23 protein-coding genes are annotated in these 23,340 nt (G+C 74.9%); 11 read left to right on the top strand and 12 right to left on the bottom strand.

Going from position 1 to position 23,340, the window contains the following annotated elements:
- Window positions 1-4 precede the first annotated feature (4 nt).
- The 4 genes from E4N63_RS31465 (at window position 5) to fabI (ending at window position 1,610) form a co-directional block, all read left to right on the top strand.
- Complete coding sequence (locus E4N63_RS31465; protein ID WP_227962682.1) at window positions 5-91, top strand: class III lanthipeptide; 87 nt, start codon at window positions 5-7, stop codon at window positions 89-91.
- A 129-nt stretch (window positions 92-220) separates the two neighbouring features.
- On the top strand, window positions 221-307 hold the full coding sequence (locus E4N63_RS31460; protein WP_192883666.1) for a class III lanthipeptide: 87 nt from the start codon (window positions 221-223) through the stop codon (window positions 305-307).
- A gap of 110 nt (window positions 308-417) precedes the next feature.
- Window positions 418-522, top strand: coding sequence for a class III lanthipeptide (locus E4N63_RS09805; RefSeq protein ID WP_192883569.1), 105 nt, complete (start codon window positions 418-420; stop codon window positions 520-522).
- A gap of 317 nt (window positions 523-839) precedes the next feature.
- Window positions 840-1,610 (top strand): enoyl-ACP reductase FabI, encoded by a 771-nt coding sequence (gene fabI, locus E4N63_RS09800; protein ID WP_125626311.1) that lies wholly within the window; start codon window positions 840-842, stop codon window positions 1,608-1,610.
- A gap of 67 nt (window positions 1,611-1,677) precedes the next feature.
- On the opposite strand, the gene fabG is transcribed toward fabI, so the two are convergent.
- Complete coding sequence (gene fabG, locus E4N63_RS09795; RefSeq protein WP_125626312.1) at window positions 1,678-2,385, bottom strand: 3-oxoacyl-ACP reductase FabG; 708 nt, start codon at window positions 2,383-2,385, stop codon at window positions 1,678-1,680.
- Window positions 2,386-2,471: 86 nt separating this feature from the next.
- On the opposite strand from fabG, the gene E4N63_RS09790 reads away from it, so the two are divergent.
- Window positions 2,472-2,798, top strand: a complete 327-nt coding sequence (locus E4N63_RS09790; RefSeq protein ID WP_230240433.1) for an AMP-binding protein — start codon at window positions 2,472-2,474, stop codon at window positions 2,796-2,798.
- Window positions 2,744-3,919: a class I adenylate-forming enzyme family protein gene (locus tag E4N63_RS09785; protein ID WP_230240432.1), complete on the top strand. Its 1,176-nt coding sequence runs from the start codon at window positions 2,744-2,746 to the stop codon at window positions 3,917-3,919. Before E4N63_RS09790 ends, E4N63_RS09785 begins: the two co-directional genes overlap by 55 nt.
- A gap of 52 nt (window positions 3,920-3,971) precedes the next feature.
- Here E4N63_RS09785 and E4N63_RS31020 read toward each other — a convergent pair whose 3' ends face one another.
- The 4 genes from E4N63_RS31020 to E4N63_RS09765 all read right to left on the bottom strand — a co-directional run bounded on the left by E4N63_RS31020 (window position 3,972) and on the right by E4N63_RS09765 (window position 7,692).
- A complete protein-coding gene (locus E4N63_RS31020) occupies window positions 3,972-5,615 on the bottom strand; it encodes a beta-ketoacyl synthase N-terminal-like domain-containing protein (protein WP_230240431.1) in 1,644 nt (547 codons plus the stop codon).
- A gap of 179 nt (window positions 5,616-5,794) precedes the next feature.
- The gene (locus E4N63_RS09775) at window positions 5,795-6,544 is read right to left on the bottom strand and encodes a response regulator transcription factor (RefSeq protein ID WP_230240430.1); all 750 of its coding nucleotides are present in this window, start codon (window positions 6,542-6,544) and stop codon (window positions 5,795-5,797) included.
- 92 nt (window positions 6,545-6,636) lie between these two features.
- Complete coding sequence (locus tag E4N63_RS09770; protein ID WP_039818877.1) at window positions 6,637-6,840, bottom strand: DUF5708 family protein; 204 nt, start codon at window positions 6,838-6,840, stop codon at window positions 6,637-6,639.
- A gap of 279 nt (window positions 6,841-7,119) precedes the next feature.
- A complete protein-coding gene (locus E4N63_RS09765; protein ID WP_230240429.1) occupies window positions 7,120-7,692 on the bottom strand; it encodes a cob(I)yrinic acid a,c-diamide adenosyltransferase in 573 nt (190 codons plus the stop codon).
- A gap of 251 nt (window positions 7,693-7,943) precedes the next feature.
- On the opposite strand from E4N63_RS09765, the gene E4N63_RS09760 reads away from it, so the two are divergent.
- The 3 genes from E4N63_RS09760 (at window position 7,944) to E4N63_RS09750 (ending at window position 11,733) form a co-directional block, all read left to right on the top strand.
- On the top strand, window positions 7,944-8,123 hold the full coding sequence (locus E4N63_RS09760; protein ID WP_230240428.1) for a hypothetical protein: 180 nt from the start codon (window positions 7,944-7,946) through the stop codon (window positions 8,121-8,123).
- A 191-nt stretch (window positions 8,124-8,314) separates the two neighbouring features.
- A complete protein-coding gene (locus E4N63_RS09755) occupies window positions 8,315-8,638 on the top strand; it encodes an STAS domain-containing protein (protein WP_019709988.1) in 324 nt (107 codons plus the stop codon).
- A 722-nt stretch (window positions 8,639-9,360) separates the two neighbouring features.
- Entirely contained in the window at window positions 9,361-11,733 is a 2,373-nt protein-coding gene (locus E4N63_RS09750; protein WP_308188672.1) for an ATP-binding protein, read from the top strand.
- A 168-nt stretch (window positions 11,734-11,901) separates the two neighbouring features.
- Here the strand turns inward: E4N63_RS09750 and nucS are convergent, their stop codons facing one another.
- Complete coding sequence (gene nucS / locus E4N63_RS09745) at window positions 11,902-12,564, bottom strand: endonuclease NucS (protein ID WP_043459648.1); 663 nt, start codon at window positions 12,562-12,564, stop codon at window positions 11,902-11,904.
- A gap of 205 nt (window positions 12,565-12,769) precedes the next feature.
- Between nucS and E4N63_RS09740 the strand changes: the two genes are divergently transcribed.
- Window positions 12,770-13,162, top strand: coding sequence for an SCO5389 family protein (locus E4N63_RS09740; protein ID WP_125625891.1), 393 nt, complete (start codon window positions 12,770-12,772; stop codon window positions 13,160-13,162).
- Between the two features lie 89 nt (window positions 13,163-13,251).
- On the opposite strand, the gene E4N63_RS09735 is transcribed toward E4N63_RS09740, so the two are convergent.
- Window positions 13,252-14,280, bottom strand: a complete 1,029-nt coding sequence (locus E4N63_RS09735; protein WP_230240427.1) for an LLM class flavin-dependent oxidoreductase — start codon at window positions 14,278-14,280, stop codon at window positions 13,252-13,254.
- 244 nt (window positions 14,281-14,524) lie between these two features.
- Here E4N63_RS09735 and E4N63_RS09730 point away from each other — a divergent pair, with 244 nt between their 5' ends.
- Complete coding sequence (locus E4N63_RS09730; RefSeq protein WP_125625889.1) at window positions 14,525-14,872, top strand: ATP/GTP-binding protein; 348 nt, start codon at window positions 14,525-14,527, stop codon at window positions 14,870-14,872.
- A gap of 27 nt (window positions 14,873-14,899) precedes the next feature.
- Here E4N63_RS09730 and E4N63_RS09725 read toward each other — a convergent pair whose 3' ends face one another.
- The 5 genes from E4N63_RS09725 to mce form a co-directional block, all read right to left on the bottom strand.
- Complete coding sequence (locus E4N63_RS09725) at window positions 14,900-15,700, bottom strand: ABC transporter permease subunit (protein ID WP_267134314.1); 801 nt, start codon at window positions 15,698-15,700, stop codon at window positions 14,900-14,902.
- Window positions 15,701-16,188: 488 nt separating this feature from the next.
- Window positions 16,189-17,430 carry an ABC transporter ATP-binding protein gene (locus E4N63_RS09720; RefSeq protein WP_230240426.1) on the bottom strand — a complete coding sequence of 414 codons (1,242 nt, stop codon included), beginning with the start codon at window positions 17,428-17,430 and terminating at the stop codon, window positions 16,189-16,191.
- Between the two features lie 314 nt (window positions 17,431-17,744).
- Window positions 17,745-18,674, bottom strand: a complete 930-nt coding sequence (locus tag E4N63_RS09715) for a cellulose-binding protein (RefSeq protein ID WP_125625674.1) — start codon at window positions 18,672-18,674, stop codon at window positions 17,745-17,747.
- Window positions 18,675-18,798: 124 nt separating this feature from the next.
- The gene (scy, locus tag E4N63_RS09710) at window positions 18,799-22,416 is read right to left on the bottom strand and encodes a polarized growth protein Scy (RefSeq protein WP_308188779.1); all 3,618 of its coding nucleotides are present in this window, start codon (window positions 22,414-22,416) and stop codon (window positions 18,799-18,801) included.
- A 274-nt stretch (window positions 22,417-22,690) separates the two neighbouring features.
- Complete coding sequence (mce, locus tag E4N63_RS09705; RefSeq protein ID WP_230240425.1) at window positions 22,691-23,143, bottom strand: methylmalonyl-CoA epimerase; 453 nt, start codon at window positions 23,141-23,143, stop codon at window positions 22,691-22,693.
- Between the last annotated feature and the right edge of the window lie 197 nt (window positions 23,144-23,340).

The following is a 23,340-nucleotide window of genomic DNA, read 5'->3' as shown; positions in this document are numbered from 1 at the left end:
CACCATGTCGATCGTTCTCGACCTGCAGGGCCTTGAGGTCCCCGCCGAGGAGGCTGCCGTTCCGGGCAGCACCATCAGCAACAACTGCTGAACCGGCAGCGGTTCCGGCCGCCGCCCGCCCCGCCCGGTGACGGGCCGATGCCCCTGATCCGCCGGGTCCCCGGGCCACCGCCGGTGTCCCCGTGTCCGCGCGCGAGTTTTCCGGAGAGGAGGAATCACCATGTCGATCGTTCTCGACCTGCAGGGCCTTGAGGTCCCCGCCGAGGAGGCTGCCCTTCCGGGCAGCACCATCAGCAACAACTGCTGAGGCTCCTGAGGCCCGGCCGGCGCCGGGGTTCCGGTGCCGGGGCGATGCCCCGGCCCACCGCACCCCGGAGCCGGCCGGTGCCCGTGCCGCGTCCGTGCCGTATCCGTGTCATGTTCCGAGGAGGAACCGTGTCGATCGTTCTCGACCTGCAGGCCCTCGAGGTCCCCGCCGAAGAGGCCGCGCTGCCCAGCAGCACCATCAGCAACAGCTGCTGAACCACCGGCGTCCGCCGGCCGCGGGGACGGGGACGCACCGGTCCCGGACCGGTGTCCCCGGCCCGCCACGGCTCCGGTCACCGGGTGCCCACACCCCCCGGTGACCGGAGGGCGCGCCGCGGCGCGCCCCCGCCCCCGCGGCCGCAGGGCCCGCGGCGGCCGCCCCTTCCCGGGGGCGGTGCCGCCCCGGCCGGTACGCCGACTCCGCCGGGTGCGGACCCGCTCCTCCGGGTCCGCACCCGGCGGCTCTTCCGGCACACGGAACACCCGGCCGGCGCCGCCGGCCCCCACACCGAGACAGGGAGGAAGGAGCCGGGATGAGCGGTCTGCTCCACGGCAAGAACCTGGTCGTCACCGGGGTCATCACCGAGAGTTCCATCGCCTGGGCCGTCGCCCGGCTGGCGCAGGAGCAGGGGGCCAGGATCGTCCTGACCGCCTACGGCCGGCCCACCCTCGTCGCCCGGCTCGCCCGGCGGCTGCCGGACCCGCCGCCGGTGGTGGAGCTCGACGTCACCGACGAGGGCCAACTGGCCACGCTCGCTGAGCGGTTGAGCGACAGTCTGGACCGTGTCGACGGCATCCTGCACTCCGTCGCCCACGCGCCCGCGAGCTGCCTGGACGGCGGCTTCCTGGACGCTCCGTGGCCCGATGTGGCCTCGGCCGTCCACACCTCCGCCTACTCCCTCAAGGCGCTGACCGTCGCCTGCCGTCCGCTGCTGGCCCCCGGCTCGTCCGTCGTCGGCCTGGACTTCGACGCCTCGCGCGTCTGGCCCGGCTACGACTGGATGGGCGTGGCCAAGGCCGGACTGGAGTCCTGCGCCCGCTACCTCGCCCGCGACCTGGGCCCGGAGGGGGTGCGGGTGAACCTGGTCGCCGCGGGCCCGCTGAACACCCTGGCGGCGCGCGGCATCGGCGGCGACGGCGAGGGCTTCGCGAAGGAGTGGGGCCGGCGGGCTCCCCTGGGCTGGGACGCGGGAGATCCGGAGCCGGTGGCACGGGCCTGCCTCGCGCTGCTGTCCGACTGGTTCCCGGCGACCACCGGGGAGATCGTCCATGTGGACGGCGGTACGCACATGCTGGGCGTCTGACCGTCCGGCCTCCGATCGCCCGGTCTCCGGCCGTCCGTCCCGTCCGGCCGGTGCCCCGACCCGGCGCTCAGCCGCCCATCCCCATTCCGCCGTCCACGGGGATCACCGCCCCGGTGACGTAGCCCGCCGACTCGTCCGCCAGCCAGGTCACGGCCGATGCCACATCGGCCGGGGTGCCGATGCGCGGCACGGGGTTGCGGGCGACGATCTCCTCCCGGTGGTGCTCCCGCAGACCGCGGGTCATGTCGGTGTCGACGAAGCCGGGGGCCACGGTGTTGACGGTGATGCCGCGGCGCCCCGTCTCGCGGGCGAGCGAGCGCGCGAGACCGACCAGACCGGCCTTCGAGGCCGCGTAGTTGGCCTGGCCCGCGTTGCCGGAGAGACCCACCTCCGAACCGATGAAGACGATCCGGCCCCAGCGGGCCCGCAGCATCGCCGGCACGGCGCGGCGCGCGCAGCGGTAGGCGCCGACCAGATTGGTGTCGATGACGCGGCCGAAGCGCTCCTCGGTCATCAGCGCGAACGGGGTGTCCCAGGTGATGCCCGCGTTCGCCACCAGGATCCCGACCGGTCCGAGGTCGCGCTCGACGGCGGTGAACGCCTCCTCCACCTCCTCGGGGGAGGTGACGTCGCAGCGCACCCCGTACAGCTTCTCCGGGGCCCCGCCCCGGTGGGTGACCGCGACCCGGTGGCCCGCCGCGGCCAGCGACTCCGCGACGGCCAGGCCGATGCCCCGGTTGCCGCCGGTGACGAGAGCGGTACGCGGCTGAGTCATGGCAATCCCCCGGACATCGGCAACATGTGACTCTAGTATAACTGGCATTGACTCAGCTTGACTCGTGGAGACCCGTGGAGGATCACATGCCCGGAACGGAAGCCCCGGGGCCCCGCCTCGCCGGCGCGGAGGGCGTACTGGAGGGACCGGCGCTCGGCCGGCGGATACTCGCCGCGGCGCGGGCGCTGCGCGAGCACGGCGTCCGCACCGGCGACCGGGTGCTGATCCAGGGCGACAACTCCACCGGCTACGTGGTGGCGCTGCTCGCCCTGACCCACCTCGGCGCCTGCGTCGTGCCGGTGGACCACGGGCAGTCCGCGGCCGGCACCCGCGCCGCCGCCGAACAGGCCCGCGCCCGGTGGCTCCTCTGCCGCACGCCGCCCGCCGCCCCGCCCCCGGCACCCGCGTCCTGAGCTACCCGGGGCTCGGCGAGGACCTGGCGCCCCTGCCCGGACGGCCGGACCCCGCCGGCTGGTTCGCCCGACCCGACGCGGTCGTGCTGTGGTCCTCGGGCACCACCGGCAGACCCAAGGGCATCGTCAAGTCCGGCGCGGCCGTGCGCGACAACACCGAACGCACCATCGCCGGCATGGGCTACCGCTCCGGCGACGTCCTCGCCCCGCTGCTGCCCTTCTCCCACCAGTACGGGCTCTCGGTGATCCTGCTGTGGTGGCTCTCCGGCAGCACCCTCGTCGTCACCCCGTACCAGCGGCTGGACCGGGCCGTCGCCCTGGCCGCCGCGCACGGGGTGACCGCCGTGGACGCGGCCCCGTCCACGTACCACGCCCTGCTCGGCCTGGTGCGCCGCCGCCCGGCGGTCCGCCCCGGCCTGGACGGCGTACGGATCTGGGGAGTCGGCGGCGCCCCGCTGGACAAGCCGCTCGCCGAGGCGTTCCGCGCGGCCCTCGGGCGGCCGCTCCTCGACGGCTACGGTCTCTCCGAGCTCGGCAACGTCGCCCTGGCCACCCCGGGCCGCCCGGTGGGCTGCGGCCGTCCGCTGCCCGGCGTCCGGGTACGCGTCAGAGCGCCCGGCGGCCGGCTCGCGGCCCCCGGCGAGCCGGGCGAGATCGAGGTGCTCTCGCCCGGTCTGATGGCCGGATACCTCACCGGCGAGGGGGAGCTGACCCCGGTGGACCGGGAGGCGTGGTACCGCACCGGCGACCTCGGCCGCCTCGACGAGGACGGCAATCTGCATGTCACGGGCCGCCACCACGCGGTCCACCGGCTCGGCCACACCCTCTTCCCGGAGAGCCTGGAGCGGAAGGCCGAGAGCTGCGGCCGGCAGGTCAAGGTGGTCGCGGTCCGCGACCCCCGGCGCGGGCACGCCCTGCACTTCTTCGTCGCCGACCCGGAGGCGGGAGCCTCGCTGGACTGGCGCCGGCGGATGGCCCCGCACCTGGCCGAGTTCGAACAGCCCAACGCCGTCCACGTGGTGGACCGGTTCCCGGTGAACCCCAACGGCAAGGTGGACACCGCGGCCCTGCGCGAACTGATCGGCACGGGCGACCGGCACGCACTGACCGGCGCCGGCTGAGCGGCGCGGACCGCCCGGCGCCGGCCCCGGCGGCCCGCGCCGGGGCCGGGCGTCAGGAACGGCGCAGCACCAGGGAGGCGTTGTTGCCGCCGAAGCCGAAGCTGTTGACGACCGCCGCCGCCATCCCCGGCACCGGCAGCGCGCTCCGCGGCAGCACCACCCGGCGCGTCTCCTCCGGTGCGGACAGGCCCGGGGTCGGCGGCACCACCCCGGTGCGCAGCGCCATCGCGGCGGCGGCCACCGCGGGCACCCCCGAGATGTGCAGCAGATGCCCCACCGCGCCCTTGTGCGAGCTGACCGGCAGGGATGCCGTGCCCGTCCGGCCGCTGACCTCCTCGATCGCCCGCAGCTCCGCCGCGTCGCCCTGCGGGGTGCCGGTGGCGTGCGCGTGCACGTAGTCGGCGTGCTCCACCCCGGCGTCGTCCAGCGCGTCGCGCAGGCAGCCGGCGACCACGTCCGCGTCCGAGGCGACGGCCTTGCCCGCCGAGACCCGGCACGCGGCCCCGGCCACCACCGTGTCCGGGGCCAGGCCCCGGGCGCGGGCCGTGCTGCCGTGCTCCAGGACGATGGCGCCGCCCCCCTCGCCCAGGGAGATCCCCGCGCGCCCGGTGTCGAACGGCCGTGCCGCCGTCCGGTCGATGGCCCGGACGACGGCCATGCTGGCGTATTCGTAGCGGTTGAGCGCCGTCCCGCCCGCCACCACGACGGTGGTGGCCGCCCCCGAGCGCAGCGCGTCCCGGCCCAGGCTGATCGCGAAGACCGTCGAGGCGCAGGCCTGGGTGATGTGCACGGAGTGCCCGCCCTCCAGCACCCCGGCCGGCACCGGGCCCATGAACTCGTCCTGCTCCTCGCGGAGTCCGCCGTCCCCGCGCAGCGGCGACTGCCCGACCAGGACCACCAGGGAGCGGTCGGGCAGCGCGCCCAGGCCCGCGGCCCGCAGGGCGTCCTCGGCGGCGGCCAGCGTGTACGCCTGCTTGCGCGCCGGGCCACCGGCCGGGAAGCCGGAGATCTCCCCGACGGCCTCGCCCCGGTAGCAGTCCGCCGCGAAGCGCCGCGCGGGGGCCAGGGCCGAGCGGCCCTCGACGAGCCCGCGCCAGTAGGCGCCGGTGCCGCGGCCGAACGCCGTGAGCAGTCCGATGCCGCTGATGACGATGTCGTCACGCATGGGCCCACTGCCTTTCGGTCGAGGACAGAGCGGTGAGCAGCGCGGAGGGGGTGGCGACGGTGTCCGGGGCAGGGCGGGCGGGGAGCCGGCGCCCCAGACGGCGGCGACCGCGAGCGAGCCCGGGGCCAGCGGGTCGTCACCGGTCAGCACGGCCGGCTCGCAGATCACGGCCGCCGGGTGGTCGGCCGTGGCGGCCAGCCGCAGCACGGACTGCGCCGGCACACCGGCCAGCAGATAGCAGTTGCCCCGGTGCCCGGCGGCGGTCAGATACGGCCGTACCAGCTCCGAGGTCTCCGGCCGCACGGAGTCCGAGGGGCGGAGCCGCCGTTCCCGGTCGTGACAGCGCTCGACGAGCCGGCGGGCCGCGAAGACGCTGTAGTCGTCGCAGAGCACATACAGCGGAGCGGTGGAGCGCAGCGGCTCCGGGAGTAAGGAGAAGGCCGCCTCCAGTACGGCCGACACCGCCTCACCGGCGGTCCGCCGCAGCCCGGGCACCCCGGCGAGCAGGGGTTCCCCCGTCGCCCTCGACACGGTGGCCAGTACTTCCGGGTCGGTGGAAGCCAGCGCTATCCGTGCCGGTATGTCTCCCGTTCGATGTATCCGGGCCGCCATCAAGTCCCCCTTGCTCGCCCAAGATAGTCATACTGTTTCACGTCATCTTGGGTGCAGAGTCATGTTGTGTCAAAGGTTCCGTCCGGCTCTGCGGGGAATCACCGCGAGCCGGCCTCCCGGGCGGCCCGGGGCGCGGGGCGGGGAGAAGCCGTGAGCGCACGCGGGGTTCGTGCGCTCACGGCGTCCTGGGGGGCCGGGACGAGGCCCAGCCGGTGGGCGGCGACCGCGGCGGTCACCCGGTTGCGCGCGCCGAGCTTCCGCCGCAGCGCGCTCACATGGTCCTTGACCGTGCCGGTGCCCAGGTCGAGACAGGCGGCGATCTCCGCGTTGGACAGCCCGGTGGCCACCAGCGCCAGCACCTCGCGCTCACGGCACGTCAGCCGCCCGGCCGCCGCCGGCATGTCCGGCGCCGCGCCGGTACCGGCGGCGCCCACACCGAGGTACTCGTCGATGACGGCGCCGCGGACGGCCGGGGCCAGCACGGTGCCGCCCGCCGCCACCACGCGCACCGCGTCGACGAGGGTGGCCGGGGCGATGTCCCGGAACAGCAGGCCCGCCGCGCCCTCCCGCAGCGCGTGGACCATCCGTTCGCCCGTGTCGGCCGGTGTGAGCAGGGCGACCGCGGGCGGAGCGGGCAGGGCGCGCACGCCCCGCAGCACGGCCGTCCCGTCGCCCACGGGCCCGCCGGCACCCAGCAGCAGGACATCGGGCGCGGTCTCCGCCACGATGTCGACCGCTCCGCGGCCGTCGTCCTCGCCCACCACCCGTATACCGTCGGTGGACTGCAGGATCTGCCGCAGCGCCGTTCTGACCAGCGCCTCGCCGTCGACCACCACGACGCGTATCACGTTCCGCCCTTCGTGACGTCCGGCCCGCCCGCGGACCGGGACCGGGCCGGACCCGGCCATCCTCGGATGCCGCGGCCCGGCCGCGGCAGGGCTCAGGTGTCCTTGACCGTGCGGGACCCGGTGACGGACTGGTACAGGCCGACGATGAGCAGCGCCCCGCCCACGAACATCAGCACCACTCCGACCTTGGTGAGGGTGAACACCGGGATCTCCACGTCCCCGGTGAACAGCCAGAGGGCCAGACCCACCACGAACGTGATGGCGCCCTCGATCAGGTTCTTCATGGATGAAGCCATCGTTGACCGCTCTCCTCCGGTTTGACTGTCTGTGACATCCGGCGTCTGTCTCCAGACTAGGAGCGGTGAAGGCGCAGGTCGTCCGCCCGCCGGAGGAGTCCGGCTACATCCTTCGATGCACGGGACGGCGGCAACGGGCCTGCGCCACGGGCCGGTTCGGGCCGGTTCGCAGGCCGCGGCCCGGGGAGAGCCCGGACCGGCCGGGGCGGGAGTGCGGGGACGGGCGCGGGACGGTGCGGAGACGGGCCGGCGGGGCGCCGGGGCGCCGGCCCGGCTCCCTCAGCGCTCGCCGCCCGGCACCCACAGCACGTCCCCGACCTCCTTGTTGGCCACCCGGGCCAGGATGAACAGCAGGTCGGAGAGGCGGTTGAGGTAGGTCGCCGTCAGCGCGTTCATGATCTCACCGTGCACCTCCAGCGCCGCCCACGTCGAGCGCTCGGCCCGCCGTACCACCGTGGTCGCCTGGTGGAGCAGCGCGGCACCGGGCGTACCGCCGGGCAGGATGAAGCTGCGGAGCTTCTCCAACTGCTCCAGGAAGCGGTCGCAGTCCGCCTCCAGCTTGTCGATGTAGCTCTGCTCCACCCGCAGCGGCGGGTACTGGGGGTTCTCGGCCACCGGGGTCGCGAGGTCCGCGCCCACGTCGAAGAGGTCGTTCTGGACGCGGACCAGGACCTTGACGGCCTCCTCCGGCAGCGAGCCCAGGGCGATGGCCGTGCCGATCACGGCATTGGCCTCGTTGGCGTCGGCGTACGCGGTGATCCGCAGATCGGTCTTCGCGGTGCGGCTCATGTCGCCCAGCGCGGTGGTGCCGTCGTCGCCGGTACGGGTGTAGATACGGGTGAGGTTGACCATGGCCCGAGCCTAAGGCCGCCCCGGACGGCTCGCCGTGCCGGGCGGCCCGCGCCGTCCGCCCGGCGGCGGTCGTCGAGCGCCCCGGAGCGCGGTGCGCGCGGTGGTGTGAGGTCCGTCATGTGAGACGTGATGCGCGTCTCTTGGCCTTTCGACCGGCCCCCGGCGGCCGCTAGGGTCCCGAGTGGGAGATGTCGCGGCTCCCGCCGGCGACCGTGCCGGCACGGACCGGCACAGCGTGAGGAGGCGGGACAGTGGCAGAGCATCCCGCCGTCACCGCGGCCGCGGCACCCGCCGCCGGCGCCGGGCGCCCGGCGTCACACCGGCACACGGGCATGGGCGAGGACCGGCGCGGGAAGCCGGCGCGGGAGTTCCGTAACACCGCCGTCACCGCCGTCACCGCCGGCGACGCGCCGCGGGACCGGCGCCGGTGACCCCGGCGCGGAAATGCCTGCGGGCTATTACACCTTCCGCGGCGGAAGCGCACCTCCGGATCACCCACCCGGGTGAAATCCGTATCGGTTCGCTTACAGATGGCAACTATGCTGCCTGAGAGGTAGTCAGTTCTGTAGACCTTGACCGGGCCGTTCCGACCAGGCCACCGCAGCACTTTCCGGGAGCGCATATGCATATCAGGGGCGACCATGCCGAGCTGGTCGTCGGCGGCCGCCTCGACGTGCGCAGCGCGGCGGACGCCCGCGCGGCCCTGCATACGGCGGTGGACTCCGGCCACGGCGACCTGATGCTGGACCTCAGCGAACTCGACTCCTGGGACGCCACCGGACTCGGCGTGATCATGGGAGTCCACCGGCGGGCCGGCCGCGCCGGCCGGCGGCTCGTGCTCCGCGGTGTGCCGCCGCAGCTGCAGCGGGTCCTCGTCGCCACCCGTCTGCACCGCATCCTCGCCATCGAGGGCGGCCTCGCCGCCGAGGCCCTGCCCCGGGTCTGAGCGCCCGCCCGCCGGAGGAACGCGGTTCCCCGGCCGCCTCCGCCCCGGCACGGCGGCACCTTCTTCCCACTCCTCGGCGCCCCTCCGCGCCGGATTCCCGCTCCGCAATCCGCGCGCCCGGCGGTGCCGTGAGCGGTCCCGTGCGCACTGCCGTGACCAGTGCGACTGCCGCTTTACCTCACAAACACATGACGTTCGCGTTCGCAGGCCCTCCCGCTGTTTCCCGGAGCCCGTACGACCGTCTAAAGTGCGGGACGCGCGGCATCCCACACTCCGCGACGCCCCCCGGACCACGCGACGGCTGGGGGCACCCTCCGGCCCCCGCCGGGGGAGTGACCGGCCGGGAGAGCATCGGCACGCGACGTACCTGGGGGCTTCACCATGGACCCGAACCACCGTGGGCCGGAAGAGCACGGCCACCACCACGACGACCGTCCGGGCGCACGGCACGACGCCGAGGGCACGCCCGGCCCTCCGGAGTTCCACCGGCGCGAGGCCGCGCTGCCCGTCCCGGCCAAGGCCGCCCGTTCCGAGCTCGTCGCCGGTGCCCCCACCTCCGCGCCCGTCCGCACCACCACGCTGACCGCCGGCGAGTACCTGCTGACGGTCAATCCGCTCGACGGCAGCGAGGTCGAGGTCTGCCCGCCGGCGCAGCGGCCCGCCGCCCCGCCCGCCGCACCCCGGCGGAGCGCGCCCGCCGCGGCCGTGCCACTCCGCCGCCGGTGCCCGCCGACCCGGCCGTGCCCGCCGTCTCCGCCACTCCGCTGCTGGAGCGCGCCGAGGAGCGGATACGGCTCCGCGGCCTCCTCGCCCGCGGCCGGTCCGTCCGCGTCACCGGCCCCTCCGGCTCCGGCCGCACCGTCCTGCTGGACGCCGTGGCCGAGGAGTGCACCGACCTCGCGCCGGACGGGGTCGTCCGGCTCTCCGGCCACGGCCGCACCGCCTCGGACCTGCTGTACGACCTCTTCGACGCGGTGTACGACGCCCCCGGCCACCGGCCCGCCCGCGAGGACCTGCTCGCCCACGTCCGCCGCATCGGCGCCGTCATCGTCCTCGACGACCTCGGATGCGGCGGCGCCGCGCTCGGCGAACTGCTCGACGCCACCCCCGAGTGCGCCTTCCTCTTCTCCGCCACTCCCGACGTGGCCGCCCCGCCCGCCGACGCGCACGTGGAGGAGGTGCTCCTCCCCGGCCTCAGCCGCGGCGCCTGCACCGAACTGCTCCGGCACGTCGTGGACCGCCCGCTGGAGGAGGACGAGGAGGCCTGGGCCGGAGACCTGTGGTTCGAGTCCGAGGGCCTGCCGCTCCGCTTCGTCCAGGCCGGAGCCCTGCTCAGGCAGCGGGACGCCCTGCGCGCCGACCCGGACGCCTTCGGCGGCGCCGGCCCGGAGGACGGGCCGCGCACCGAGGACGCCGAGGACCGTCCGGCCGCCGTGGACACCGTCAGCGGCCCGGAGGGCACCGAGGCCGCGGCGGCGGCCGTACCGCTGCCGACCCTCGCCGAGGCCGCCGCGCCCGCCGCCCTGCTGGCCTCCCGGCTGAGCGAATCCGCCCGCGAGACGCTGCGGCTGGCCCTCGCCCTCGGCGGCGACTGCCCCCATCACGCCCACCTCCCGGCGCTCGCCGGCGACAGCCACGCCGACGCCGCGCTCGGCGAACTCCTCGCCTGCGGCCTCGTCACCCCGGTCGCCGGGCACTACCGCCTCGCGTCGGGCGTCGCCACCCAGCTGGAGGCCGCCGGTTACGGGGAGGGCACCGCGGACCGAGCGCACCTCGCCGGCCGGCACTACGCCTGGTGGGCGGGTCACCCGTCCGTCGTCCCCGAGCGGGCCGCCGCCGAGTCCGAGGCCATGCTCGCGGCGATGGCCGTCCTCGTCTCCGGCGAGGAGCCCGGCCACCCGAGCACCGCCGTCCTGCTGGCCCGCACGGCCGCACCCGTGCTGGCCGCCGCGCTGAACTGGAGCGCCTGGGAGCGCGCCCTGCGGCACGGACAGGAGGCCGCCAGGATCTCCGGGGAGGTCGCCGAAGAGGCGTACTTCCACCACGAGTTGGGCGTACTCGCGCTCTGCACCGGCAAGCTCGACCGGGCCCGCGCCGAGCTGGAGGCGTCCATCGCGCTCCGCGGCGTCCTCGCGGACCGGCGCGGTGCCGTCTCGGGCCGCCGGGCGCTCGCCCTCGTCGAGGACAAGGCGGGCGGCTTCGACCACGCGGCGGGCGGCGCGGTGCCGGGCGACGAGATCCCCGCCGCGCACGCCGAGGAGTCCGCCACCCCGCCCGGTGCCGTCACCAGCGCCTTCGGCGCACTCACCGCCGGCCGGGCATCGGACACCGGTGCCACGGCCGTGACGCCGGCGCTGGTGGCCGGCGGCGCGGGTGCCGCACCGGGTGCCCGGCCCGGCACCGCCAAGGGCTCCGGCCGGGGACCCGGCCGCCCCCTCACCCTGCTCAAGGGCGCCCGGCGCAACATCGCCGCCGTGAGCGCCGGGGCCCTGCTCACCGCGGTCCTGGGCACCGTGGTGACCCTCGGCGCCACCTCCGGGGGCGAGGACGGGCCGCCCGACCGGGTCATCTCCGAGCAGTCCGCCAACGAGGACGACGGCGGTGGCGGCCTCCCCGCCGAGGAGCCGACGGAGGACTCCACCCGGGGCCCGGAGCCCGTGGAGAGCGGCCGGGCCGGAACGGAGGCACCGGCGTCGGAGAGCCCGGACCCCAGTGCTTCGGGGGAAGGCGGCCCCTCGGAGAGCGATGGCCCCAGCGCGTCCGGGACGACGGGTCCGGGCGGCTCCTCCGGCGGTTCCGGGGGATCGGGAAGCTCGGGCGGATCGACGGGCGGCTCGGGGAACTCGACCCCCACCAAGAAGCCGTCCCCGACGGAACCTACGGGGGGACCGACCTCCGAGGACCCGCCGGACGACCCGACGGAGGAGCCGACCAGCCCCTCGCCCACCGCGAGCGGCGGCACCACCAACACGGCGAGCGAGCCCGCGCCCGTCTCCCCGGTCGGCGGCGGCACGGCGTCGGCCTCGACGTCCGGGCCGGCGCCGGCCTCGGCCGGCAGGGCGACCGGCGAAGGCGAGGAGATCCCGGTCATCTGAGCCGTGCCGGGCCGGGGGCGGCCGGACTGCCCGGGCCGGCCGGGCCGGAGGTCCGAGCGGGTTCCCGGTGGGGCTGCCCCGCGGAGCGGGGGCGCCGGAGCGGGCACCCCCTTCATGTCCCCGCGGAGCCGGGGGTGTCCCTGTGTGCCGCGCGGAGCGCGGTCGGGCTCAGAAGAGCCTGAGCTTGTCGTCCTCGATGCCGCGCAGGGCGTCGTAGTCGAGCACGGTGCAGCCGATGCCGCGGTCGGTGGCGAGCACCCGGGCCTGCGGCTTGATCTCCTGGGCCGCGAAGACGCCCCGTACCGGCGCCAGATGGGGATCGCGGTTGAGGAGTTCGAGGTACCGGGTGAGCTGCTCGACCCCGTCTATCTCACCACGCCGCTTGATCTCCACCGCGACGGTCCCGCCGTCGGCGTCCCGGCAGAGGATGTCCACCGGTCCGATGGCAGTGGGGTATTCACGCCGAATCAGCGCATAGCCTTCGCCCAGTGTCTCGATCCTGTCGGCGAGGAGTTCCTGGAGGTGTGCTTCCACGCCATCCTTGATCAGCCCCGGGTCAACTCCCAGTTCGTGGGAGGAGTCGTGGAGGATTTCCTCCATGGTGATGATGAGCTTCTCGCCCGCCTTGTTCACCACCGTCCACACGGCGTCGTCACCCTCCTTGAGGGTGCACGGCGGAGACATCCAGTTGAGGGGTTTGTAGGCCCGGTCGTCGGCGTGGACGGACACACTGCCGTCGGCCTTGACCAGGATCAGCCGGGGCGCGGAGGGCAGATGGGCGGTGAGCCGGCCCGCGTAGTCGACGGAGCAGCGAGCGATGACGAGACGCATGGCCCGCACGCTACTCGACCGTCCCGCCTCCACGCGATTCGCCCTGGATGGGCCCCTTCGGCGGCTGGCTGGTTGTCACCATTCTCCTGGTGCGGCCGGAGGGAGCGGCATACCGTGGATGCGGGAAGTCGTCGTCCGGGCACGCTCCGTCGCGGCTCCCCTTCGCCGTCCGAGGACCCCTGCGGGGGTGCGAGAGGAGAACCCCATGTCGCTGGACGTCTCACCGGCCCTGCTCGAACAGGCCGAGCGAGGCGAGGTCGATGAAGCGGAGTTCGTCGACTGCGTCCGGACCTCCCTGCCGTACGCATGGGAGATGATCAGCTCTCTGGTGGCCCAGCTCAAGGTCGACGGCGGGGAGTTCGCCGACAACCAGGTGCCGCCGCCAGACGAACAGGCGCGTGGCCAGTTGCTCCGAGCGCTGGCGAGCGACGCGATACGCGGGGCTCTGCAGCGGCACTTCGGGGTCCGGCTGGCGTTCCAGAACTGCCACCGGGTGGCCGTCTTCCCGACGGCCGGTGCCTCCGACGAGAGGCTCGCGCGCTTCACCTCCGTACGGGGCCAGATCCTGAACCAGTCGCCCCAGATGCGCGACTGCTGAGAGCTCCCGGCGCCGCCCCGCACCCGGAACGTTTCCGGTCGCGGGGCGGCGCCGTGCCGTGCCGTGGTGCGGTGGGCGGACGCCGCGGCTCAGGTGAGCAGGGGGAGCACCTCGGCGCCCAGCCGCCGGACGTTCTCCTCGGTCGCCGTGAGATCTCCCGACCCCTCCACCAGCAGGGCGAACCGGCTGATGCCGGTGCGCTCGGCGGTGGCCGCGAGCCGGTCGGCGCAGAGCCGCGGCGGGCCCACCGGGTGGAGCGCGCAGAGGAGTTCGGTGTACGCGCGCGGATCGCGCATCCGGCGCTCCCGGCCGTCCACCGTGACATGGGCCTCCAGACCCTGGCGCAGCCAGCCGGGCATCGCCTTGAGCAGCGCCTCGGCGGCATGGTCGCGGGAGTCGCCGATCTGCGCCACACCGGCCGAGACATGACCGGCCGCCGCGATCTCCTCCGGGTGCCGGCCCGCCTCCCGGGCGCAGTCGCGCCAGAAGGCGACCATGCCGGCCTTCTCCTCGTCCCCGCAGTGCATGCCCAGGAGCATCGGCAGACCGCGCTCGGCGGCGAGCCGCACACTCGCCCGCGAGGTGCAGGCCACGACCACCGGCGGGCCCTCGGCCGGCTCCAGCAGTTCCCTCGGGCGCGGCACCACCGGCACCTCCCGGAAGCCGAACCGCTCGCCGTCGGCCGCCACCCGGGGTTCGCGCAGCCAGCGCAGCAGCAGGTCCAGCGATTCGGGGAAGCCCCGTTCGTAGGCCGCGAGGCCCGCGTTGAACACCTCCAGGTCCACCCAGGGGCCGCCGCGGCCGACGCCGAGGGTGAACCGCCCGCCCGAGACGACGTGGAGCAGCGCCGTCTGCTCGCCGAGCGCCACCGGGTGCGTGGTCGGCAGCACGCTGACCGCGGTGCCGACCCCGATCCGTCGGGTGCGGCCGAGCAGCAGCGCGGCGAGCGTCACCGCGGACGGGCACACCCCGTACGGCACGAAGTGGTGCTCGGCGAGCCAGACCGCGTCCAGCCCCGCCCGCTCCGCCTCCTCCGCGGTGCACACGGCGCGGCGCAGCGCCTCGTCCGCTCCCTGGCCGGGGAACTGCGCGGCCAGTACGAAAACTCCTACCTGCATCGCCTTCTGCCTCCTCGCGGACGGCGTGCTGCCTCCCCTACCGGCAACAACGCCCGACACGTGCCAAGGGCACGGTCTCCCGTGAAGTTCTGCTGATTATCAGGGTTATTGGGGATTCCGAGGATTTCGGGCGATCGGAGGCGGTGATGCGGTTTTCTGCGGATCCGGTACCGGGGCGGGCCCGGCGCGTAGGCTGGGGGGCGGCAGACCGTCCACCCTTCGGATACCCCGCGAGGTGCAGCCCGTGTCCCCCCGTCGTAACCGCCCCCGGGGCGGCGGCAGCAAGCCCACACCGTACGGCGGCGGCCGCCGCGAGGGGGACGAAGAGGAGACCCCGTTCGGCGCCTGGGGCAGAACGGAGAGCTGGCGCGGCGAGGAATGGGTGGTGCGGCCGGTCGGCGGCTCCACCGCGGCCAAGCGGTACCGCTGCCCCGGCTGCGACCAGGAGATCCCGCAGGGGCAGCCGCACGTGGTGGCCTGGGCACAGCTGGGGCCGGTCGACGACCGGCGGCACTGGCACCGGGCGTGCTGGAACGCCCGGGACCGCCGCACCACGCGGGTGCAGCGGTCCCGTAACGCGCCCCGGTACTGATCCCCGGCGGGGGCTACCGGGCCGGCCTCAGACGTCCCGCTTCTCCAGCGCGGCGTAGGCGCCGGCGAGCGCGACCGCCGTGACGACGGCCAGCAGCAGGAGCTGGCTCAGCCCGTCACCGCTGTCGTTGACCCGGTGCAGTGAGGCCAGTGAGTTGATGGCGTTGTACTCCAGGATCTTCTCCGCCGCGGGCCGCATGCTCTCCGAGAAGAGGAGGAACGCCGGAAGGATCGCCGGGAGCAGGACCACGCCCAGCATCGCCGTGATGGCCCCCGCCGAGTGCCGCAGCAGGGTGCCGACGGCGAGGGCGAGCAGACCCAGCAGCGAGACGTAGAGCCCGGCGAGGACCGTCGCCCCGGCCCACTGCCCGCCGTCCGCCGAGGCCACTCCCGGCCCGCTGTGCATCCCCGCGCCCATCAGCGCGGTGAGCGTGCAGACCGCCGTGGTGACCGTCCACGAGACCGCCAGGAAGACCAGCACCTTGGCGGTCAGCACCCGGGAACGCCGGGGTGCGGCGGTGAGGGTGGTGCGGATCAGGCCGGTGCCGTACTCCGAGGTGATCACCAGCACGCCGAGCGTGACGACGCAGATCTGGCCGAGAATCAGCCCGAACAGGCCGTTGGCGATGGGTGCTTGGGTCCCGTAGTCGCTGTCGTCGGTGAAGACGTTGATCACGAAGCCGATCCCGAGCACGAGGAACGCCAGGACGGCCAGCGTCCAGACCGTGGAGCGGACCGAGCGGATCTTGGTCCACTCCGCGGCGATGGCGTGCCCGAGATGGGCGTCGCGCACCGGGATCGGCGAGGCGTACCCGCCCTGAGCGGCCAGCGGGCCGGGGCCGCCGGGCTGCTGTTGCCCCTGCTGCGGGTGGGCGCCGTACGGCTGGTGCGGTTGCGCGTGCGCCTGGTGCTGGTTCCGGTGCTGAATCTGCTGCGGCGGTACGGGGGCGGGGGCCTGCCCGTACGGTCCCGGCGCGGCGGAGGGCGGACGGCCGGTGCCTGCCCGGGGACTGCTGCGCCTGTGCCTGCCCCGGTGCCGGTGTCTCCGGGTCCGGCCGGTGGCTGCGGGGGTCCTCTCCCCGGTTCGGCGACGGCTGGTCCCCGGCCCGCCTCTCCGGGGCGAGTCGCACGGTGTTCCGCGGTCCGGGTGCGGGCTGCGCGGCCGCCGGCTGTGCGGTCCCGGACCCGGCGGGCGGCTGCCCGGCGGAGGGCTGCGCGGCCGGGGGCCGCTGCTCCGGTGAGCTGCTCGCCGGCGGCGTGGGCGGCGGGTCCTGCGGCGGGGTGGCCGGGCTTCCGGGCTGCGGCTGGGAGGGGTCGTCATCGGGCTTCCTCGGTGTCACGCTTCATCGGGTCGGGGCCGGGGGCGGCGCCGTCCGGCGCGGCGGACGCCGGCGGCACGGCGGCGGGAACCGGCTGCGGCGCGGCGTACGGGTTCGGCTGCGGTGGTCCCGGGAACGGCCCGGGTGCGGCCGTCCCGGGGGGCGGGAAGCCGCCGGGCGGCGGCGCCTGGCCCGGCGCCTGACCCGGGTGGCCCTCGTGAGCCTGCGGTGCGTAACCGGGCTGCGGCGCGTAACCGCCCTGCGGGGCGTACCCCGGACCCGCCGGGCCCGGTACGGCCGCCCGCAGGCCGGCCCGCGGGTCGAGGGTCGAGCGGTAGTCGACCGCCCCCTGCGTCATCTGCATATACGCCTCTTCCAGCGAGGCCTGGTGCGGCGAGAGCTCCCAGAGGCGGACGTCCGCCTCGTGCGCCAGGTCGCTGATCCGCGGCAGCGGCACGCCCGACACCCGCAGCGCGCCGTCCTGTTCGGGCAGGACGTGGCCGCCCGCCCCGCTCAGCACGGCGGTCAGCTTCTCCCGCTGCTCCGGGGCGTCCGCCGGGGTCCGCACCCGGGCGAACCCGGCCGAGTGGTGCGCGATGAAGTCCCGGACGCTCATGTCGGCGAGCAGCTGCCCGCGGCCGATCACGATCAAGTGGTCGGCGGTCAGCGCCATCTCACTCATCAGATGGCTGGAGACGAAGACCGTCCGGCCCTCCGCCGCGAGGCCCTTCATCAGATTCCGCACCCAGAGGATGCCCTCCGGGTCCAGGCCGTTGACCGGCTCGTCGAAGAGCAGCACCTGCGGGTCGCCGAGCAGGGCCGCGGCGATGCCGAGCCGCTGTCCCATGCCGAGGGAGAAGCCCTTCGACCGCCGCCGGGCCACGTCCTGCAGGCCCACCACGCCCAGCACCTCGTCGACCCGGCGGGCCGGGATGCCGGACAGCTGGGCGAGGGAGAGCAAATGGTTCCGGGCGCTGCGCCCGCCGTGCACGGCCTTCGCGTCCAGCAGCGCACCCACCTGGCGCGGGGCGTTGGGCAGTCTGCGGAACGGATGCCCGCCGATCGTCACCCGCCCGGCCGTGGGCGCGTCCAGGCCCAGGATCATGCGCATCGTCGTCGACTTCCCGGAGCCGTTGGGCCCCAGGAAACCGGTCACGGCGCCCGGCCGTACCTGGAACGACAAGTTGTACACGGCCGTTTTGGCGCCGTAGCGCTTGGTCAGGCCGACTGCCTCGATCATGCTCCGCCCCTCGCCGGATGGGTCGGGGGCCGCGCGGGTCCGGTGGTCCGTTGCGCAGTCCGAGTGGTGTGGTGCCCCCTGAGGTCCCACGAGACTACCGGCGAACGGGCCGGGCACCACCGCGGAGCGTGCTCCGACCCCGCAACGGGCCGCGGGGCGGGGCGCGTTGACCCGGCCCGGGGGTACGGACCGGGCCCGCACCGCCCGGACACCACCGTGCCCCCGACACCCGGGGGCGGGGGCGGGGCACGGCATGGGCTCGGGGGCGGGACGGGACGGACGGCCCGTCCGGCCGCGTACGGGCCGGGGTGGTGTCAGCCGCGCTGCTGGGCCGGGACGCCGGCGGTCTCGTCGTCCGGGTTACCGGCCGCGGCGACGGCCGCGCCGGTGAGCGTGGCCAGCATCTCGCGGACGTTGGTCAGCTGGGCGTTGATGCTGTCGCGGCGGTTGGTGAGCGCCGCCAGCTCGCGCTCGGACTCGCTGCGGATCCGGTCGGCCTTGGCGTTGGCGTCGGCCACGATGTCCTCGGCCTGGCGCTGCGCGGTCTCCACCGTCTGGCGGGCGCGGCGCTCGGCGTCGGTGCGCAGCTTCTCCGCCTCCAGACGGAGCTGCTCGGCCCGGTGCTCGATCTCCGCGAGCCGCTTCTCGGCCTTGGCCTGGCGGGAGGCGAGGTCGCGCTCGGACTGCTCGCGGCGCTTGGCGAGGTTCGTCTCGAAGTCCGCGGCGGCCTGGGCGGCCTTGGCCCGGGTCTCCTCGAAGAGGGCGTCGGCCTCCTCGCGCTTCGCCTGGGCGTCCTTCTGCGCGTCGGCGCGGAGCGTGGACGCCTCGCCCTTCGCGCGCTCGACGATCCGGGAGCCCTCGTCCTCGGCCTTCTGCTTGCGGTCGTTGGCGTAGCTCTCGGCGTCGTTGCGGACCTGCTGCGCGGCCGACTCGGCCAGCTCGCGGTGCTGGTCGGCGGCGCGGCGGGCCTCGTCCCGCAGGTCCTTGGCCTCCTCCTCGGCGAGGCGGAGGATCTTCTCGACCCGGGCGCCGAGACCGGCGTACGAGGGCTCGGAGTCGTTTACCTGGGCCTGGGCGTTCTGCGTCTCGAGGTGCAGTTCCTCGATCCGCTTCTCCAGGGCGGAGATGCGCGACAGTGCGCTGTCGCGGTCGGCGACGAGCTTGGTGATGCGGTCGTCCACCTGGCCGCGGTCGTATCCACGCCGCACGAGCTCGAAGCCGAAGGGGGAGGAAGTGTCGCTCATGGGGTTCCTGTCGAAAGAGACTGAAAGAGACCGGTGAGGTGATAGACCGAATCCTAGGCGCCTGTACGGCGTGTCATCGAGTCATTGACGGTTTGATGTGGAGAATGACCCCTCTTTTGAGTGGCTAGCTGTCGGAACCCTTGCCACCCGAACGAGCGGCCCCCGCTGCCGCGGCCGTTTTGACCCCGTTCGCGCCCCCGGCCGCACCGGGCGTCTCGAAGGATTCCAGGGCCTCCAGAACGTCCTGGACCCGTGAGATCTCGGCATTGATGTCCTCGCGCCGGCGGACCAGCACATCCAGCTCGCGCTGTCCCTCGTCGACCGTCCGCTTCGCCTCGGCCGCCGCCTCCGCGCGCATCGCCTCGGCCTCGCGTTCGACCTCCGCCTTCTTCTGTGCCGCCTCCTTGAGGAGCGCCTCGGCCTTCTTCACCGCCGCGATGCGGACCTTGCTGGCCTCGCTGCTGGCCTCCGAGAGCAGTTTCTCCGCCTTCTTCTCGGCCTCCGCGACCTGTTCGGACGCCGCCGTGACCAGCTTGTCGACCCGCTCGCCGGCCGACTTCACCGCCTCCGCGGCCTCCCGGCGCGCCCGCTCGTGCAGCTCCTCCATCTCGGCCTCGACCCGGGTCCGCAGCTCCTCGGCCCGCTCCCGGATCGCGGTGGCGTCCCGGCGGGCCTCGCTCAGCATGGTGTCGGAGTCGGTACGGGCCCGCTCCACCACGCCGTTGCCCTCGTTCGTCGCCTCGCCGACGATCCGTTCGGCCTCCCGGCGGGCGGCGCCCACCATGGTGTCCGCCTGCTCCTCGGCCGCCGTCGCCGCGCGCAGCGCCTCCTCGCGGGCCCTTTCCACCAGCTGGTCCGCCTGCTCGGCCGCGTCCGACCGGCGCTGGGCCGCGGCCTTCCGCGCCTCGTCCAGCACCCGGTCCGCCTCCGTCTGCGTCTCGCGGCGCAGCCGCTCGGCCGCCGCCTCCGCGTCCGCCTTGGTGCGGGCCGCCTCGGCGCGGGTGCGTGCCGCGTGCTGCTGGGCCGAGGTGACGGCCTCGGCGGCCTCCCGGCGCAGCCGGTCCGCCTCCTCGGTGGCCTCCGCCAGCAGCCGGTCCGCCTGCACGGCGGCGTCCGAGCGCCGCTTGTTGGCCTCCTCGCGGGAGGTGGCACGGAGCCGCTCGGCCTCCTCGATCGCCTCCGAGACCGTGCGGTCGGCCATGGACTTGGCGGCGTCCGTCTCGTCGCGCGCCTCCTGCCGGAGCCGGGTGGCGTCCTCCGAGGCCCGCTCCCGCTCGGCGTAGGCGTCCGCGCGGACCCGGTCCGCCTCGCCCTGCGCCTCCTCGCGGGTGCGCTGAGCCGCGTGCTCGGCGGCCGACCGGAGCCCGGCGATCTCCTGCTCGGCCTGCTCGTGCAGCCCGGCCACCGAGTCCCGTACCTGCTGGGCGGTCTGCTCGGCGGCGCCGACCAGCTCGGCGGCCCGCCGCTCGGCCTCCTCCAGCAGCCGCGCGGCCTCCGACTGCGCCTCCCCCACCCGCTTGCGGGCGGAGGCCAGCAGCTCCTCGGACTGCTCCCGGGCCCGGCGGCGCTCCTGGTCCGCCTCCTCGCGGGCGTCCCCCAGCAGCGTCTCCGCCTCCCGGCGGCGGCGGGCGGCCTCCTCCTGGGCGGCGTTCAGCGCCTCGGCGGCCTCGGCGCCCGTGCGCTCGGCGGCGGCCGCCGCCTCCGCGCGGATGCGGTCGGCCGTCTCCTGAGCCTGCGCCCGCAGCTCCTCGGCCTCCGCCATGGCGTCCGTCCGCAGCCGCACGGCCACCGACTCACCCTCGGCGCGCGCCGAGGAGGCGTCCGCCGCGGCCTCCGCGCGCAGCCGCTCGGCGTCCTCCTCCGCCTGCTGCTGGAGGGTGCGCAGCCGCTCGGCGGCCTCGGTGCGCAGCCGGTCGGTCTCCTCGACGGCCTCCCGGCGCAGCCGCTCGGCCTCCGTACGGGCCTCGCGCAGCGCCTCCTCGGCCGTGGTGACCCGCTCCTCGGCCTCGGTGTGCAGCCGGGTCAGTTCCTCGGCGGCCTCGGCCCGGCGGTCGCGGGCGGCCTGCTCGGCCTCCTCGCGGAGCTGGGTGGCCTCCTCGACGGCCTGGTCGGCCGTCTTCCGGGCCTGGGCGAGAGCCTCCTTGCGCAGCTCCTCCGCCTCGCCCCGGGCACGCTCCAGGGCGTCCTCGGCCTGCCGGCGCAGCGTGGTGGCGCGCTCGATGGCCTCGGTGCGGACGCGCTCGCTCTCGGAGCCGGCGTTGTTGCGCAGCTCCTCGGCGTCGGCCTTGGCCTTGGCCAGCAGTTCCTCGGCCTGCTTCGCGGCCTCCTCGATCTGCTGGACGGCCTCGCGGCGGGCCTCGCCCCGCAGCCGCTCGGCCTCCGCGACGGCGTCGGCCCGCAGCTGCTCGGCCTCGCCGCGCAACCGCCGTGCCTCCTCCTGGAGTTCGACGGTCTTGGCGCGGTACTCCTTGGTGTCGTCCTTGGCGGCGCCCTTGACCTGCTCGGCGGCGTCGGCGGCCTCGCTGCTCAGCCGGGAGGCCTCGGCCTCGGCCTCGCGGCGGATGCGCTCGGCCTCCTCGGCCGCGGCGCGGGTCGTGGCCTTGGCGTCCTCCTCCGCCTTGGTCAGCAGCTCCTCGGCGCTGCGGGCCGCCTTCGCCAGCTGGGCGGCGGAGTCCTCGGCGACCTTGGACCGGGCGGCCTCCTCGGCCTCCGCGCGCATCCGGTCGGCCTCGGCCCGGGCGTCGGCCCGCAGCTGCTCGGCCTCCGCCTTGATCGTCTCGGCTTCCTTGGTGGCCTCGTTGACGAGCCGGGCGATCTCCGCCTTGGCGGTGCGCATCCGCTGCTCGTTGGCGGACTCGGCACTGCTGAGCTTCTTGCCCGCCTCGGCCTCCGCCTGCTCGCGCAGCCGGTCGGCCTCGGCGCGCGCCGTGCGCAGCGCCTCCTCGGCCTCCTTCATGCGCTGTTCGGCGGCCCGGGTCAGCTCCGAGGCCTGGCGGCGCGCCTGCTCGGACTCGCCGACCGTGGAGGTGCGGAGCTGCTCGGCGTGGTCGGTGGCCTCCTGCGCCTGGTTGGAGGCGGCGGTCAGCAGGCGCTCGGCGTCGGTGCGGGCCCGGCGCAGGATCTGCTCGGCCTCGGAGCGGGCCGACTCGGCCTGGCTGCCCAGCCGCTCCCGGGCCTGCTCGGTGAGGCGGTGCGCCTCGGCGCGGGCGGCGGCGAGGGACTGCTCGGCCTCGGCGCGGGACTCGTCCAGCAGCCGGCGGGCCTGGGCCTCGGTCCGGGCGCGGAGCTGCTCGGCCCAGGCGACGTTCTCGTTGACGTGCGCCTCGACGGTCTGGCGCCGCTCGGCCAGCTCCTCGTCGAGCCGGCGGCGGCGTTCGACCGCCTCCGTGTGCAGCTCGGCCTCCAGCCGGGCCTGCCGCTCGGCGACCTCCTGCAGGAGCCGCTGGGTCTGGGCGCGGGCCTCGCGCAGCTCGCGCTCGGCGTCGGTGCGGAGCTGGTCGGCCTGGATCTGGGCGTTGCGGAGCAACTGCTCGGCCTGGTAGCCGAGATCGCCGTGGTCGTAGGCGGGCCGGGACATGATGGTGCGGCGCGCCTCGTGCAGCTTGGCGCGCAACACCTCGACCTGGTAGCCGAGGTCGTCGGCGTGCTGGACGGCCTTCTCCCGCTCGGTCTTCAGCCGCTCCATCTCGGCTTCGAACTTCGAGAGGTGGTCGTCAGCCTCGTAGCGGTCGTAGCCCCGCACTGCGCGGTCCATCCGTCCCCTGGTCGCGTCGACACCGGCGCTGCCCTGCCCGTTCCAGGCGCCGGCCCGTTCTTCGATCGGCAACAGCCCTTCCGTAGGAAGGTACGTTCCGAAACAAGGATGCCTTCAATCGGAGAAGGGTTCCCTGAACCGAACGCCGCCTTCCGGGGAATGGTGTCAGATCATCGGCGGGGAAGGGGGCACAGCCGTGGAACCTGCGCCGGCCTCACAACCCCGGCCGAACGGCCACTCTACCGGCCGGGGCGATATGAGGTCAGTGGCTGTGGGGGTCCTCGCCTCCCTCCGTCCCCTTGGCGGTGACGAGTTCGGTCAGCACGCCGCCGCAGTCCTTGGGGTGGAGGAAGGTGATCCGCGAGCCCATGGAGCCGGTGCGGGGCTCGTCGTAGAGCACGCGGACGCCCTTGTCCCGGATCGCGGCGGCGTCACCGTCCACGTCGGCCGTGCCGAAAGCGATGTGGTGCACGCCCTCACCGTTCTTGGCCAGCCATTTCGCGACGGTGGAGTCCTCGCGGGTGGGCTCCAGGAGCTGCAGGTAGGAGGCGCCGCCGTCCGAGGTCTCGTTGATCTTCAGCATGGCCTCGCGCACCCCCTGTTCCTCGTTGACCTCCGAGTGGAAGACCTCGAAGCCGTAGGTGGCGCGGTAGAACTCCACGGTCCTGTCGAGGTCGAAGCAGGCGATTCCGATGTGGTCGATACGCGTCAGCATGAGACCAGTGCACCCCTCTCACATGCGACTACGCAACGTGCGCGCGATCACACCCGCCGACCGGTGACCCGGGGCCGTACCGCTCAGTACATTGACGGAAACCCTCGTTAACCCTTCCGGGGCCCTGCCGCATCCCCCGGAGGGCTTGATCCCGTCCGAAGGGACCGCACCATGACTGCCACGACCGGTACCACTTC

The sequence above is a fragment of the Streptomyces sp. MNU89 genome (assembly GCF_020982505.1).
GTDB lineage: Bacteria > Actinomycetota > Actinomycetes > Streptomycetales > Streptomycetaceae > Streptomyces > Streptomyces xinghaiensis.
The sequence above is the reverse complement of the archived record's forward strand: the minus strand, read 5'-3'. Positions and strand labels throughout refer to the sequence as shown.

Excerpts from the sequence above, each read along its gene's own strand:
- fabI (WP_125626311.1), top strand. The coding sequence starts at position 840 with ATGAGCGGTCTGCTCCACGGCAAGAACCTGGTCGTCACCGGGGTCATC.
- E4N63_RS31460 (WP_192883666.1), top strand. The coding sequence starts at position 221 with ATGTCGATCGTTCTCGACCTGCAGGGCCTTGAGGTCCCCGCCGAGGAG.
- E4N63_RS09805 (WP_192883569.1), top strand. The coding sequence starts at position 418 with ATGTTCCGAGGAGGAACCGTGTCGATCGTTCTCGACCTGCAGGCCCTC.
- E4N63_RS09740 (WP_125625891.1), top strand. The coding sequence starts at position 12,770 with ATGTCGCTGGACGTCTCACCGGCCCTGCTCGAACAGGCCGAGCGAGGC.
- mce (WP_230240425.1), bottom strand. The coding sequence starts at position 23,143 with ATGCTGACGCGTATCGACCACATCGGAATCGCCTGCTTCGACCTCGAC.
- E4N63_RS09765 (WP_230240429.1), bottom strand. The coding sequence starts at position 7,692 with ATGGTCAACCTCACCCGTATCTACACCCGTACCGGCGACGACGGCACC.
- E4N63_RS09715 (WP_125625674.1), bottom strand. The coding sequence starts at position 18,674 with ATGAGCGACACTTCCTCCCCCTTCGGCTTCGAGCTCGTGCGGCGTGGA.
- E4N63_RS09720 (WP_230240426.1), bottom strand. The coding sequence starts at position 17,430 with ATGATCGAGGCAGTCGGCCTGACCAAGCGCTACGGCGCCAAAACGGCC.
- E4N63_RS09770 (WP_039818877.1), bottom strand. The coding sequence starts at position 6,840 with ATGGCTTCATCCATGAAGAACCTGATCGAGGGCGCCATCACGTTCGTG.
- E4N63_RS09790 (WP_230240433.1), top strand. The coding sequence starts at position 2,472 with ATGCCCGGAACGGAAGCCCCGGGGCCCCGCCTCGCCGGCGCGGAGGGC.
- nucS (WP_043459648.1), bottom strand. The coding sequence starts at position 12,564 with ATGCGTCTCGTCATCGCTCGCTGCTCCGTCGACTACGCGGGCCGGCTC.
- fabG (WP_125626312.1), bottom strand. The coding sequence starts at position 2,385 with ATGACTCAGCCGCGTACCGCTCTCGTCACCGGCGGCAACCGGGGCATC.
- E4N63_RS09755 (WP_019709988.1), top strand. The coding sequence starts at position 8,315 with ATGCATATCAGGGGCGACCATGCCGAGCTGGTCGTCGGCGGCCGCCTC.
- E4N63_RS09735 (WP_230240427.1), bottom strand. The coding sequence starts at position 14,280 with ATGCAGGTAGGAGTTTTCGTACTGGCCGCGCAGTTCCCCGGCCAGGGA.
- E4N63_RS31465 (WP_227962682.1), top strand. The coding sequence starts at position 5 with ATGTCGATCGTTCTCGACCTGCAGGGCCTTGAGGTCCCCGCCGAGGAG.